Origin of the sequence: Kitasatospora sp. NPDC056446, assembly GCF_042796115.1 — a bacterium.
GTDB lineage: Bacteria > Actinomycetota > Actinomycetes > Streptomycetales > Streptomycetaceae > Kitasatospora.
Genome location: NZ_JBHTRF010000129.1, coordinates 1 through 13,458, shown reverse-complemented (window position 1 = coordinate 13,458; position 13,458 = coordinate 1). Strand labels below are relative to the sequence as shown.

Annotated in this window: 11 protein-coding genes; 8 read left to right on the top strand and 3 right to left on the bottom strand. The window is 73.2% G+C overall.

Going from position 1 to position 13,458, the window contains the following annotated elements; genetic code table 11:
- Positions 1-538 precede the first annotated feature (538 nt).
- Positions 539-988, top strand: a complete 450-nt coding sequence (locus ACFQ6N_RS39115; protein WP_380658912.1) for a PTS glucose transporter subunit IIA — start codon at positions 539-541, stop codon at positions 986-988.
- Positions 989-1,087: 99 nt separating this feature from the next.
- Positions 1,088-2,758: a phosphoenolpyruvate--protein phosphotransferase gene (gene ptsP, locus ACFQ6N_RS39110; protein WP_380658911.1), complete on the top strand. Its 1,671-nt coding sequence runs from the start codon at positions 1,088-1,090 to the stop codon at positions 2,756-2,758.
- Positions 2,759-2,881: 123 nt separating this feature from the next.
- On the opposite strand, the gene ACFQ6N_RS39105 is transcribed toward ptsP, so the two are convergent.
- From ACFQ6N_RS39105 to ACFQ6N_RS39095, 3 genes are read right to left on the bottom strand one after another with little or no spacing between them, the layout of a single operon-like run.
- Complete coding sequence (locus tag ACFQ6N_RS39105) at positions 2,882-4,984, bottom strand: acetoacetate--CoA ligase (RefSeq protein WP_380658910.1); 2,103 nt, start codon at positions 4,982-4,984, stop codon at positions 2,882-2,884.
- Positions 4,985-5,029: 45 nt separating this feature from the next.
- Positions 5,030-5,578 carry an NUDIX domain-containing protein gene (locus ACFQ6N_RS39100; RefSeq protein ID WP_380658909.1) on the bottom strand — a complete coding sequence of 183 codons (549 nt, stop codon included), beginning with the start codon at positions 5,576-5,578 and terminating at the stop codon, positions 5,030-5,032.
- 48 nt (positions 5,579-5,626) lie between these two features.
- Entirely contained in the window at positions 5,627-6,544 is a 918-nt protein-coding gene (locus ACFQ6N_RS39095; protein WP_380658908.1) for an NUDIX domain-containing protein, read from the bottom strand.
- A gap of 209 nt (positions 6,545-6,753) precedes the next feature.
- Between ACFQ6N_RS39095 and mmuM the strand changes: the two genes are divergently transcribed.
- From mmuM to ACFQ6N_RS39065, 6 genes are all read left to right on the top strand, one after another.
- A complete protein-coding gene (mmuM, locus tag ACFQ6N_RS39090) occupies positions 6,754-7,698 on the top strand; it encodes a homocysteine S-methyltransferase (RefSeq protein ID WP_380658907.1) in 945 nt (314 codons plus the stop codon).
- Positions 7,699-7,852: 154 nt separating this feature from the next.
- Positions 7,853-8,617: an IclR family transcriptional regulator gene (locus ACFQ6N_RS39085; protein ID WP_380658906.1), complete on the top strand. Its 765-nt coding sequence runs from the start codon at positions 7,853-7,855 to the stop codon at positions 8,615-8,617.
- A 303-nt stretch (positions 8,618-8,920) separates the two neighbouring features.
- A complete protein-coding gene (locus tag ACFQ6N_RS39080) occupies positions 8,921-9,640 on the top strand; it encodes an MIP/aquaporin family protein (RefSeq protein ID WP_380658905.1) in 720 nt (239 codons plus the stop codon).
- A gap of 109 nt (positions 9,641-9,749) precedes the next feature.
- Complete coding sequence (glpK, locus tag ACFQ6N_RS39075; RefSeq protein ID WP_380658904.1) at positions 9,750-11,270, top strand: glycerol kinase GlpK; 1,521 nt, start codon at positions 9,750-9,752, stop codon at positions 11,268-11,270.
- Positions 11,271-11,444: 174 nt separating this feature from the next.
- Positions 11,445-13,040: an FAD-dependent oxidoreductase gene (locus ACFQ6N_RS39070; RefSeq protein ID WP_380658903.1), complete on the top strand. Its 1,596-nt coding sequence runs from the start codon at positions 11,445-11,447 to the stop codon at positions 13,038-13,040.
- 169 nt (positions 13,041-13,209) lie between these two features.
- On the top strand, positions 13,210-13,359 hold the full coding sequence (locus tag ACFQ6N_RS39065; RefSeq protein ID WP_380658902.1) for a hypothetical protein: 150 nt from the start codon (positions 13,210-13,212) through the stop codon (positions 13,357-13,359).
- Positions 13,360-13,458: the final 99 nt, after the last annotated feature.

Below are 13,458 nucleotides of genomic sequence, written 5' to 3'. Positions count from 1 at the left end.
TCAGACGATCGAGGCCGGGGATGTCAACATATCTGGCGTTGACTTTTGGCACGCTGTTGAGTTCTCAAGGAACGGACGCTTCCTTCGGACCGCCTCCCAGCGGACCCTCCGGGCTTCGTTCTTTCGTGTTCCCAGCCTATCAGATGCTTTCCGCTCCGTTTACCGGAGGTTTTTGCTTCCGAAATCTGGTGTTAACCGCCAAGTTGCGGCGACTCGACCAACCATAGCCGGTCGCCGACCCCGACGCGAATCGAGGCGCACCCGGTGTCACCCGGGTGGCGGCATGATTTGTTGCTCTCGCGAGCATATACAGCAATGGTCCCGATTCGCCAAGATGCCTGTAGAGTTCGGCGCATCGGCCGACAGGACTAGACCACTAGTAGGGGCCGGTGAGACGCCGGCCGGTAGGCGGGCGAGGGCGGGGGATTCGCCCGGGAATGTCGACAGATGTCCGAAGTTGACATGATTTAGGCTTCAGCTGATCGTCGCGCCGCGCCTCGCGGCCGCTCGCTGTATTGCGCACATGGGAGGCACAACCATGACCACTGTGACGTCGCCGCTGACCGGCAAGGTCGTCGGGCTCGCCGGCGTGCCGGACCCGGTGTTCTCCGGCGCGATGGTCGGCCCCGGCACCGCGATCGACCCGGTCCGTCGGCCCACCGAGGCGGTTGCTCCGGTGGACGGCGTCGTCGTCTCGATGCACCCGCACGCCTTCGTCGTCGTCGACGCGGAGGGCCACGGTGTGCTGACGCACCTCGGGATCGACACGGTTCAGCTCAACGGCGAGGGCTTCGAGCTGCTCGTCAACAAGGGTGACACGGTGACCCGCGGTCAGGCCGTCATCAAGTGGGACCCGGCCGCCGTCGAGGCCGCCGGCAAGTCCCCGATCTCGCCGATCGTCGCGCTGGAGGCCGCTCCGGACTCGCTCGGCGACCTGCGGGAGGACGGCGAGGCCGTCTCCGGCGAGGCGCTGTTCAGCTGGAACTGACCTCACCCACCGACCCACACCCGCCCCGCAGGAAGTGACGGGGCGGCCCGGCACTCAGCGGTTCCCGGCGGGGCCGCTCCTCTCAGCGGAGACAGGTACATGGAGAAGACACTGCGCGGCGTGGGTGTCAGCCACGGAGTCGCGATCGGCCAGGTGCGGCACATGGGGACGGCGGTTCTGGAGCCCCCGGCCACCCAGATCCCGACCGAGGACGCCCCGCGTGAGCAGGCGCGTGCCCAGGCCGCCGTCGAGGCGGTCGCCGCCGATCTGATCGCTCGCGGCAACCTGGCGGGCGGTGAGGCCCAGGCCGTCCTGGAGGCCCAGGCGCTGATGGCGCAGGACCCGGAGCTGATGGCCGACGTGTCCCGCCGGATCGCCGTCGGCAGCAGTGCCGAGCGCGGTGTGTACGACGCCTTCGCGGCCTACCGTGCGCTGCTCGCCTCCGCCGGGGAGTACCTGGCCGGTCGGGTCGCCGACCTGGACGACGTGCGCAACCGCATCGTGGCGCGGCTGCTGGGCGTGCCGATGCCGGGTGTGCCGGACAGCGACGAGCCGTACGTGCTGTTCGCACGGGACCTGGCGCCGGCCGACACCGCGCTGCTCGACCCGACGCTGGTGCTCGGCTTCGTGACCGAGGAGGGCGGGCCGACCAGCCACAGCGCCATCCTGGCGCGGGCGATGGGCGTGCCGGCCGTCGTGGCGCTGCCCGGCGCGAGCGACGTCGCCGAGGGCACCGTCGTCGCGGTGGACGGCAGCTCCGGCGACGTGCTGCTGGAGCCGTCGCAGGAGAAGCAGGACGAACTGCGGGCGGCTGCCGCCGCGCGCAAGGCCGCGCTGGCCGCCTCCTCCGGTCCGGGGCAGACCTCGGACGGTCACCGTGTCCCGCTGCTGGCCAACGTCGGCGGTCCGGCGGACGTGCCGGCGGCGCTGGAGAACGGCGCCGAAGGCGTCGGCTTGTTCCGCACCGAGTTCCTGTTCCTGGACGACTCGGCGAAGGCTCCCACCGAGGAGAAGCAGGTCGAGGCCTACCGCAAGGTGCTGGAGGCCTTCCCGGAGGGCCGGGTCGTCGTCCGGGTGCTCGACGCGGGCGCTGACAAGCCGCTTGACTTCCTGACCCCGGCCGACGAGCCGAACCCGGCGCTCGGTGTGCGCGGTCTGCGCACCCTGCTGGAGCACCCCGAGGTGCTGCGCACCCAGCTGCGGGCGCTGGCCACGGCGGCCGAGGGCCTGCCGGTGCACCTCGAGGTGATGGCCCCGATGGTGGCCGACCGCAAGGACGCCAAGGACTTCGCCACCGCCTGCCGCGAGGCCGGGCTGGACGCCAAGTTCGGCGCGATGGTGGAGATCCCCTCGGCCGCGCTGCGGGCCAGGTCGATCCTCCAGGAGGTCGAGTTCCTCTCGCTGGGGACCAACGACCTCGCGCAGTACGCCTTCGCCGCCGACCGTCAGGTCGGTGCGCTGGCGCGGCTGCAGGACCCGTGGCAGCCGGCGCTGCTGGACCTGATCGCCGCCGCGGCCGACGCCGCCCGGGTGAGCGGCAAGAGCTGCGGCGTCTGCGGCGAGGCCGCCGCCGACCCGCTGCTGGCCGTGGTGCTGACCGGTCTGGGCGTCACCAGCCTCTCGATGGGCTCCGCGTCGCTCCCGTACGTGCGGTCCACCCTGGCCAAGTACACGCTGGCGCAGTGCCGCCGGGCGGCCGAGGCGGCCCGGGCGACGGACAGCGCCGAGGAGGCGCGGGCCGCAGCGCAGCAGGTGCTGTCGGGCGAGTAGGGGCGGACGGAACACCGGAAGGGGCGCTCCCACCATCACGCGGTGGGGGCGCCCCTTCGGCGTCGGTCGGTCCGACCGGGCCCGGTCGGACCGGCGCGGCGGTGCTGCGGTGCGGCGGGGCGGTCAGGCCTGGCGGTCGACGCGGAGCCGCTCGAAGAAGCGGAGGTGCTCGATGTCGTCGACCGAGCCGGGGTTGACGGCCTGTTCCAGCGGGGTGCCGGAGAGGATGCGCTTGACCGGGACCTCGATGCGCTTACCGGTGAGGGTGTGCGGCAGGCCGCGGACGGCGATGACCTCGTCGGGGACGTGGCGCGGGGAGAGCTCGGTGCGCAGCCTGGTGCGGATGCTGCCGATCAGCGCCTCGTCCAGTTCGGCGCCGGGAGCGAGGACGACGAACAGCGGCATCCAGTAACCGCCGTCGGGCTCCTCCAGGCCGATGACCAGGGATTCGGCGATCTCGGGGAGGCGCTCGACCACCTCGTAGATGTCCGAGGAGCCCATCCGGACGCCCTGGCGGTTGAGGGTGGAGTCGGAGCGGCCGTGGATGACGACGGTGCCCCGGGAGGTGACGGTGATCCAGTCGCCGTGGCGCCAGACGCCGGGGTAGGTGTCGAAGTAGCTGTCGTGGTAGCGGGTGCCCTCGGGGTCGTTCCAGAAGCCGGTGGGCATGGACGGGAGGGGCTTGGTGACGACGAGTTCGCCGACCGCGTCGGTGAGCGGCTTGCCCTGGACGTCCCAGGACTCGACGGCGGCGCCGAGGCAGGGGGCCTGGATCTCGCCGAGGTGCACGGGCAGGGTGGGGACACCGCCGACGAAGCAGGAGCAGACGTCGGTACCGCCGCTGACGGAGGCGAGCCAGACGTCCGCCTTGACCTCGTCGTAGATCCAGCGGAAGCCGTCGGGCGGCAGCGGGGAGCCGGTGGTGCCGATGCAGCGCACGGCGGAGAGGTCGAGGTCGCGGCCGGGGTGCAGCTCGGCCTTGCGGCTCGCGATCACGTACGCGGCGGAGGTGCCGAGGACGGTGGCGCCGGTGCGGGCGGCGACGGACCAGAGGGCGCCGGTGTCGGGGTGGCCGGGGCTGCCGTCGTAGGTGACGATCGTGGCCCCGACGAGGAGGCCGGCCAGCAGGAAGTTCCACATCATCCAGCCGGTGGACGTGTACCAGAGGAAGCGGTCCCGGGGGCCGAGGTCGAGGTGGAGGCCGGCCTGCTTGAGGTGTTCGAGCAGGATGCCGCCCTGGCTCTGGACGATGGCCTTGGGCAGGCCGGTGGTGCCGGAGGAGTAGAGGACCCAGAGCGGGTGGTCGAAGGCGACCGGCTCGAAGACCGGCTCGACGTCCGCCGCGACCAGGTCGTCCCAGGTCAGGGCGCCCTCGGGGGCGGGGCCGTCGAGCAGCGGCACGTGCACGACGGTGTGCAGGCTGGGGAGTTCGCGGCGCAGCTCGGCGACGACCTCGGTGCGGTCGTGGTCCTTGCCCCCGTAGTGGTAGCCGTCGACGGCGAAGAGGACGGCGGGTTCGATCTGCTGGAGGCGGTCGAGGACGCTGCGGGCGCCGAAGTCGGGGGCGCAGCTGGTCCAGACGGCGCCGACCGCGGCGGTGGCGAGGAGGGCGACGGCGGCCTGCGGGATGTTCGGCAGGTAGGCGCTGACGCGGTCACCGGGGCCGACGCCCCGGGCGCGCAGGGCGGCGGCCAGCGAGCCGACCTGGCGGCGCAGTTCGGCCCAGGTGAGGACGACGGGCTGCTCAAGGGTCTCGTCGAGGTGGAGGATCGCGGGGCGCTCGGCGTTCGCGGGGTCGTCCGCGGCGCGCAGGGCGTGCTCGGCGTAGTTGAGGCGGGCACCGGGGAACCAGCGGGCGCCGGGCATGGCCGGGTCGGCGAGGACGGCCTCGGGGGCCTGGCTGAACCGGACGTCGAACCACTGGGTGACGGCTGTCCAGAACCGGTCGAGGTCCTCGGTGGACCAGGCGTGCAGGTCGGCGTAGCGCCGGGCGGCCTGCCGGTCGTCGGCGGCCGGGGCGAGCGGGGCGGCCGGGGCGCCGTGGTGTTCGGCGGCCCAGGCCTGGAAGGCCACCAGGGTGGTGGCGGCGGCGCGAGCGGGGTTGGGGCGCCAGAGCGGCTGGTCCTGGGGTGGGGTGCTCACGGTGGTGGTCTCCCGGCCGGTGGTGGGGACGGGAGTGCTTGTGGCAGGCCCGTCCGGTTGGGCTGTCGGTGCAGACCATGCCATGTGAGCGGCCGCCGCGCCAGGGTCGGCCGGTGAGCGGCGGGGCGGTCAGCGGGGGGTGAACTCTCCGCCGAACCAGCGGTGCAGGACGCCGTTGTGGAAGTCCCAGACGAGCGGGGTGTCGGCGGTGGCGAGCAGCCAGCCGTCGGTCTCGTCGGTGGGGCGCGAGGGCGGGAGCTCGGCGAGCGGACGGGCCGGGAGCAGGCCGCAGAGCATGACGAAGCGGCCGTGCGGGTCGGAGGCGGTGTGGATCAGGGTGACCTCGGCGGGGTCGGCCGCGATGCCGGTCTCCTCGTGCAGTTCGCGGACGCAGGCCTGCTGCCAGCTCTCGCCGTAGTCCATGTAGCCGCCGGGGAAGGCGAGTTCGCCGTAGCCGGGTTCGATGGTGCGGCGGATGACGACCAGCGCGGGGTCGGCGTCGGGGCGGGTGACGGGGAGGACGGTGACCGCGACGGGCAGCGGGTTGCGGTAGCTGATCTCGGCGCAGCCGGGGCAGGTGCGGGGCCAGGCCAGGGTGCCGGGCGGGTAGGGCGTACCGCAGAAGTGGCAGTGGGAGAACGGCCGGTGGGCGGTCTGGAGTGCTTCGTCGGTGGTCATGGCCGGATGGTAGCCCGGTGGGCCGGCCGGGCCCGGGGCCGGCGGTGGTCAGCCGGGCGGGCCCTCGCCGGGCCGGCCTTCGTCGGGCGGGCCTTCGCGGGTGGGGCGGAGCAGGGCCGGGTGCAGCAGGACGGCGCTGCCGGCGCGGTAGGTGCGGGCGCGGGGGCCGCCGCGGGCGCCGCCGCGCTGGGTCGTGGCGCCGGTGCTCTCGACGAAGCCGGGGACGGAGAGGACCTTGCGGTGGAAGTTGCCGGGGTGGAGCTTCTCGTCCCAGACCGCCTCGTAGACGGCGCGCAGGTCGGGGATGGTGAAGTCCTCGGCCAGGAAGGCGGTGGCCAGCGGGCTGTACTCGAGCTTGGCGCGCACCCGGTCGAGCCCGTCGGCGAGGATGCGCGCGTGGTCGAAGGCCAGCGCGAGCGGGCCGGGGCCGGTACGCCCGTCGACGCCACCCCCGTGGGTGTCGGCGGGCGCACCGGCTGTTCTGGGCCGGCCGCAGGGCCGGAGGTCCAGGTCGCGGACGGGGTGCCAGGCGGCGGCCGCGGCGTCCGTCCCGGCCTGGGGGTCGGGCAGGTCCGGTGCGAAGGCGAGGTAGGCGACGGAGACGACGTGCATCCGCGGGTCCCGCTCGGGGGATCCGTAGGTGCCGAGCTGCTCCAGGTGGAGGCGGCAGGGCTTGGCCTCGGTGTGGGCGACGCCCTCAAGGCCCGTCTCCTCGGCGAGTTCGCGGGCGGCGGCCTCGTCCAGGCTCTCCTCGCCGGCCCGCAGGAAGCCGCCGGGCAGTGCCCAGCAGCCCTGGTAGGGCGGGGCGCCGCGCTCGACGAGCAGGACGTGCAGGCTGCCGTGGCGCAAGGTCAGCGCGACCACGTCGACCGTGACGGCGATCGGGGCGTAGGCGCGCGGGTCGTACGCGGCGAGCCACTCCTGCTCGGCTTCGGGGCCGGCGACGGGCCGGTCGTCCGCTGCCATGGCCGGCTCCTCTCCGCGCTCGCCGTGCTCGGTGCGCTCTCTGGTGTTGTCCGGTGCTGTCGTTGCTGTCGTTGTCGCCCGGAGCTGTCGTTCTCGGGCTGAGCACAACGTAGCGATTGCGTTCCCCGGCGGCAAATGGTTTTCCCGGTCGGCCGGGGCGCCCGCCTTCTAGGCTGTGACCAGCAACGACCGCGTCACAGGAGGCCGACATGCCCACCACTCCCCCGCCGGACTTCGCCGCGGCGCTGGCCGCCGGTCCGCTGGTGCTGGACGGCGGGATGTCGAACCAGTTGGCGACGGCCGGCCACGACCTGTCGGACGAGCTGTGGTCGGCGCGGCTGCTGGCGGACGAACCGGAGGCGGTGGCGGCGGCGCACCGGGCGTACTTCGAGGCCGGGGCCGATGTCGCCATAACGGCGAGCTACCAGGCGAGCTTCGAGGGCTTCGCCCGCCGGGGCGTCGGCCGGGCCCAGGCGGCGCGGCTGCTGGCGAGCAGCGTGGAGCTGGCCAGGGAGGCGGCGCGGACCGGGCCGGGCGGGCGGCGGCGCTGGGTGGCGGCGTCGGTGGGCCCGTACGGGGCGGTGCTGGCGGACGGTTCGGAGTACCGGGGCCGGTACGGGCTGGGCGTCGGGGAGCTGGTGGCCTTCCACCGCCCCCGGCTGGAGGTGCTGGCGGCGGCCCGGCCGGACGTGCTGGCGCTGGAGACGGTGCCGGACACGGACGAGGCGCGGGCGCTGCTGGAGCTGGTGGGCGAGCTGGGGGTGCCGGCCTGGCTGTCGTACAGCGTCGAGGGCGACCGGACCCGGGCCGGGCAGCCGCTGGCGGAGGCGTTCGCGCTGGCGGCGGAGGTGCCCGAGGTGCTGGCGGTGGGCGTCAACTGCTGTACGCCGCAGGACGCGGACCGGGCGGTGGCGGTGGCCGCCGAGGTGACCGGGAAGCCGGTGGTGGTCTACCCGAACAGCGGGGAGCGGTGGGACGCCGCGGGCCGGGACTGGCGCGGCGAGCCGACGTTCCGCTCGGCCCGGGTGGGCGGCTGGCTCGCGGCCGGGGCCCGGCTGGTGGGCGGCTGCTGCCGGGTCGGGCCGGACGGGATCGCCGCGCTCGCGGCGGAGGTCGCGGTGCGCCGGGGGGCGTCGGACGGCACGGAGGTCTGAGGGTCCGGCACCGGCACCTGCACCGGCACCGGCGAGCACCGGCCGGGGGCGGGTTACCCGGGGGGAAGGTGCACGGAGTCAGTGCGGCCTGGCAGACTCGTCCCGTCACCACTGCGGTCGACATTGTCGACCGCCTTTCCGCGCGGAGGTATCCATGCCCGGCCCGATCCAGTCGCTTTCCCGGGCCGCCGCGATCATGCGACTGCTGGCCGGCGGCGAGCGCCGCCTGGGCCTGTCCGAGGTCGCGACGGCGCTGGACCTCGCCAAGGGCACCGCGCACGGCATCCTGCGCACGCTGCAGCAGGAGGGGTTCGTCGAGCAGGACCCGGAGAGCGGCAAGTACCAGCTCGGCGCCGAGCTGCTGCGGCTCGGCCAGAGCTACCTGGACGTGCACGAGCTGCGGGCGCGGGCCCTGGTGTGGGCGGACGACCTGGCCCGGGCGGCCGGGGAGACGGTCTACCTGGGGGTGCTGCACCAGCAGGGCGTGCTGATCGTGCACCACGTGTTCCGGCCGGACGACACCCGGCAGGTGCTGGAGGTCGGTTCGATGCAGCCGCTGCACAGCACCGCGCTGGGCAAGGTCCTGGTGGCCTACGACCCGGTCGCGCGCGGCGAGCTGGCCGACGGCCCGTACGAGTCGTACACCGTGCGCACCCTGACCGAGGCGGTCGACGTGGACGCCGAGTGCGCGCTGATCCGCGAACGCGGCTGGGCGGACTCGATCGAGGAGACCTGGGAGGGCGTGGCCTCGATCGGCGCGCTGATCCAGGACCGGCGGCGCAACCCGGTGGGCGCGGTCTGCATCAGCGGGCCGGTGGAGCGGGTGTGCGAGGACGGCTTCGTGAAGCCCTCGCTGGTGGCCTCGGTGCGCAGCGCGGCGCGGGCGATCTCGCGCGATCTGGGCGCCGGCCGGTTCTGAGGCGGTAGCGGAATTTCGTCACGCTGAGGCGCGGACGGGCGGAGGCCTGTCCGCGCCTTGGCGTTTTGTCCTGTTCCGGGGCACTCCGCTCGGTAACTTCGGAGGACCTGTCGAGGCGAGGGTCACAGCTCCGTAACCCTGCCTTGACGCGAGGGCGACCTGGGGAGGAAGCTTCCGCATGACGGTCGACATTGTCGAACGATGGCCGGAGAGATCACTCCCACAGTGCGCTCACCCGCACAGCGATCGATCGGCCGCCCACCCCCACCCGCATCTCCGGGCCACCTGGACAAGGGAGTCTTTGTGTCCGCGTTCTCCAACGGCGACGTTTTCGTCGGCGAAACCCTCGGCACCGCCGCGCTGATACTCCTCGGCGGTGGCGTCTGCGCCGCCGTGACCCTCAAGAAGTCGAAGGCCGTCAACGCCGGCTGGCTGGCGATCACCTTCGGCTGGGGATTCGCGGTCCTCATCGCCGCCTACATGTCGGCTCCGAAGTCCGGCGCCCACCTCAACCCCGCGGTCACCATCGCGCTCGCGGTCAAGAGCGGCGAGTGGAGCCAGGTGCCGCTGTACCTCGGCTCCCAGCTGCTCGGCGCGATCATCGGCGCCGTGCTGGTCTGGGCCACCTACCTCGGCCAGTTCAACGCCAACGAGGAGCCCACGCTCGGGATCTTCTCGACCGGGCCCGAGATCCGGAACCCGTTCCAGAACGTGCTCACCGAGGTCATCGGCACCTTCGTGCTCTGCTTCGCGATCCTCACCATCGGCACCAACTCCGGCCTCTCCCAGTCCGGCACCGGCACCCTGATGGTGGCCTTCACCGTCGTCGGCATCGGCCTCTCGCTGGGCGGCCCGACCGGCTACGCGATCAACCCGGCCCGTGACCTCGGTCCGCGCATCGCGCACGCCCTGCTGCCGATCCCCAACAAGGGCGGCTCCGACTGGTCGTACGCCTGGATCCCGGTCGTCGGCCCGATCCTCGGCGGCCTCGCGGCCGGCGGCGTCTACAACGCCATCTTCTAGAGGACCCCTTCACCGGGCGGTGTCGAACCCGCCGAGCACGGGGACTGACCGAGAAGCGCGTCAGACCCACCCACCCCGCAACCCCCGAACCCGAGCCGAGGACCCTCCCATGACCTCCACCGGTAACTACATCGCCGCGATCGACCAGGGCACCACCTCCAGCCGCTGCATCATCTTCGGCGCCGACGGCCGGATCGTCTCCGTCGACCAGCAGGAGCACCGGCAGATCTTCCCCCAGCCGGGCTACGTCGAGCACGACGCCGCCGAGATCTGGACCCGGGTGCAGTCGGTCGTCCGCGGTGCGCTGGAGAAGGCCGGCCTGACCAAGGACGACATCCGCGCGATCGGCATCACCAACCAGCGCGAGACCACCGTCCTGTGGGACAAGCACACCGGCGAGCCGGTGCACAACGCGCTGGTGTGGCAGGACACCCGCACCGAGGGGCTCTGCCGCGAGCTCGGCCGCAACGTCGGCCAGGACCGCTTCCGCCGCGAGACCGGCCTCCCCCTGGCCAGCTACTTCGCCGGCCCGAAGATCCGCTGGCTGCTGGACAACGTCGAGGGCCTGCGCGAGCGCGCCGAGGCCGGCGACATCCTGTTCGGCACCATGGACACCTGGGTGATCTGGAACCTCACCGGCGGTGTGAACGGCGGCAAGCACGTCACCGACGTGACCAACGCCAGCCGCACCATGCTGATGAACCTCAAGTCGCTCGCCTGGGACGAGAGCATCGCCGAGTCGATGGGCGTGCCGATGGCCGTCCTGCCGGAGATCCGCTCCTCCGCCGAGGTGTACGGCGAGGCCGTCGGCGACCTGGCCGGCGTCCCGGTCGCCTCCGCGCTCGGCGACCAGCAGGCCGCGCTGTTCGGCCAGACCTGCTTCAACGAGGGCGAGGCCAAGTCCACCTACGGCACCGGCACCTTCCTGCTGCTCAACACCGGCGAGAAGATCGTCAACTCGTACCACGGCCTGCTGACCACCGTCGGCTACCGGATCGGCGACCAGGCCCCGGTGTACGCGCTGGAAGGCTCGATCGCCGTCACCGGCTCGCTCGTCCAGTGGCTGCGCGACCAGCTCGGCATCATCTCGACCGCTGCCGAGATCGAGACCCTCGCCAACACCGTCGAGGACAACGGCGGCGCCTACTTCGTCCCGGCCTTCTCCGGCCTGTTCGCCCCGTACTGGCGCTCCGACGCCCGCGGTGTGATCGCCGGTCTGACCCGGTACGTCACCAAGGGCCACCTGGCCCGGGCCGTCCTGGAGGCCACCGCCTGGCAGACCCGCGAGGTCGTCGACGCCATGCAGAAGGACTCCGGGGTCGAGCTCACCGCCCTCAAGGTCGACGGCGGCATGACCAGCAACAACCTGCTCATGCAGAACATCGCCGACGTCCTGGACGCCCCGGTCGAACGCCCCTACGTGGCCGAGACCACCGCCCTCGGCGCCGCCTACGCGGCCGGACTCGCCGTCGGCTTCTGGAACGACCTCGACACCCTGCGCGCCAACTGGCACCGCGCGGCCGAGTGGACCCCGCGCATGGACGAGGCCACCCGGGAGCGCGAGTACAAGAAGTGGCTCAAGGCCGTGGAGCGCACCATGGACTGGGTCGAGGAAGAAGAGACCGACTGACCGACCAGCCGGTCGGGGCCCCGTGCCCCGACCGGCCGCCCGCTGTTCCGGCAACGGGCGGACCTGCGTTCACACCGGCCCGCCGCACCGGGCCGACCGGCCTCTCCCGAGAGGCCGCACCGCACACGAGAGGAGTAACGGCGCCGCCCGACCCGCGCGCCGTACACAACCACCATGGCAACCATCCCGACCCTGGGCGCCGAGCGCACCGCCGGCCGCACCGCCTCCCGCGCCGAGACCCGTGAACTGCTCGGCAAGGCCACCTACGACCTGCTGGTGATCGGGGGCGGCATCCTCGGCACGGCCGTCGCCTGGACCGCGTCCCAGGCCGGCCTGAAGGTCGCCATGGTCGACGCCGGCGACTTCGCCGGTGCCACCTCCAGCGCCTCCTCCAAGCTCGTCCACGGCGGCCTGCGCTACCTGCAGACCGGCGCGGTCAAGCTGGTCGCGGAGAACCACAAGGAGCGCCGCGCGCTCTCCACCGACGTGGCCCCGCACCTGGTCAACCCGCTGACCTTCTTCGTGCCGGTCTACAAGGGCGGCCCGCACGGCGCCGCCAAGCTCGGCGCCGGCGTGTTCCTCTACTCGGCGCTGTCCGCCTTCCGCGACGGCATGGGCCGGGTCTCCACCGCCGCGCACGCCGCCCAGCAGGTGCCCGCGCTGCGCACCGAGGGCCTGCGCTCGGTGGCCGTCTACGGCGACCACCAGATGAACGACTCGCGCGTCGCCGTGATGACCGTGCGTGCCGCCGTCGACGCCGGCGCCGTGGTGCTCAACCACGCCGAGGTCACCGGGCTGCGCTTCACCGGCGGCCGGGTCACCGGTGCCGAGCTCCGCGACCGCCTGGACGGCGCCGAGTTCGGCATCAACGCCCGCCTGGTGCTCAACGCCACCGGCCCGTGGGTCGACCACCTGCGCACCATGGAGGACGCCGGCGCCGCGCCGTCGATCCGCCTCTCCAAGGGCGCCCACGTCGTCGTCAAGCGCCGCTCGCCGTGGCGCGCCGCGCTGACCATCCCGATCGACAAGTACCGCGTCTCCTTCGCCATCCCGTGGGAGGACCACGTCCTCCTCGGCACCACCGACGAGGAGTACACCGGCGACCCGAAGGACGTCCGGGCCACCGAGGCGGACATCGACCAGATCATGGGCGAGGCCGGGCACGCGATCCGCGACGAGCACCTCGACCGCGACCTGATCACCTACTCCTTCGCCGGCCTGCGCGTCCTGCCGGGCGGCCCCGGCGACACCGCCGCCGCCAAGCGCGAGACCGTCGTCACCGAGGGCCGCGGCGGCATGCTGTCGGTCTCCGGCGGCAAGTGGACCACCTACCGCCACATCGGCCGCGCCGTGCTGGAGAAGCTGGCCCACGTGCCCGGCACCAGCCTCGGCGAGGACATGTCCCCGATCGCCCCGACCGTCCCGCTGCCGGGCGTCGGCGCACCGAACGCGGTGGCGCACCGCCTGCTGATCGACCGCGAGCCCGGCTCCCGCATGGAGCCGCTGGTCGCCAAGCACCTCGCCAGCCACTACGGCACGCTGTCCTTCGACATCGCCCGCATGATCGACGAGAACCCGGAGCTCGGCCGGCCGATCCACGAGGACGGGCCGGACGTGTGGGCCCAGGTCGCGTACGCCGCCGAGAACGAGTGGGCGTACACCTCGGACGACGTGCTGCGCCGCCGCACCACCATGACCGTGCGCGGGCTGGACACCCCGGAGATCCGGGCCGAGGTCGAGGCCTTCCTCGCCAAGCGCGACGGCAAGTAGGCAGGTCGCCGGGTAGGCAACCGCCGTGAATCGGGCGGGCGTTCGGGGTCGTCCCGGGCGCCCGCCCTTCGCGTTCCGTGCACGGTGACGTAGCGGTTGTGGTTCTCCGCCTCCTCGACGGCCGCGCGGGCCTCCTCCTCGCTGTACCGGACGGCGGCGATCTCGTCCGGTGCTCTTCGACGACCAGGCGGCCCGGCGGACGGCCGAACCGGAGCAGCCGGCCGCCGCCTGCGAGGCGCCGGCGCGCGCGGCGGCGGGCGGGGCGGTGGCCGAGGAACTGCTGGCGGCGGCGGCGGTGCTCTCGGGGCTGCTGGGCTGACGTGGAACGTCGCCGAGGAAACGGCGGAGGGGCGGCACCCGTACGGTCACGGGTGGCCCCCCCCCGCGGGGGGGGGGGGGTTCCGTGGTTGGGGGGGGC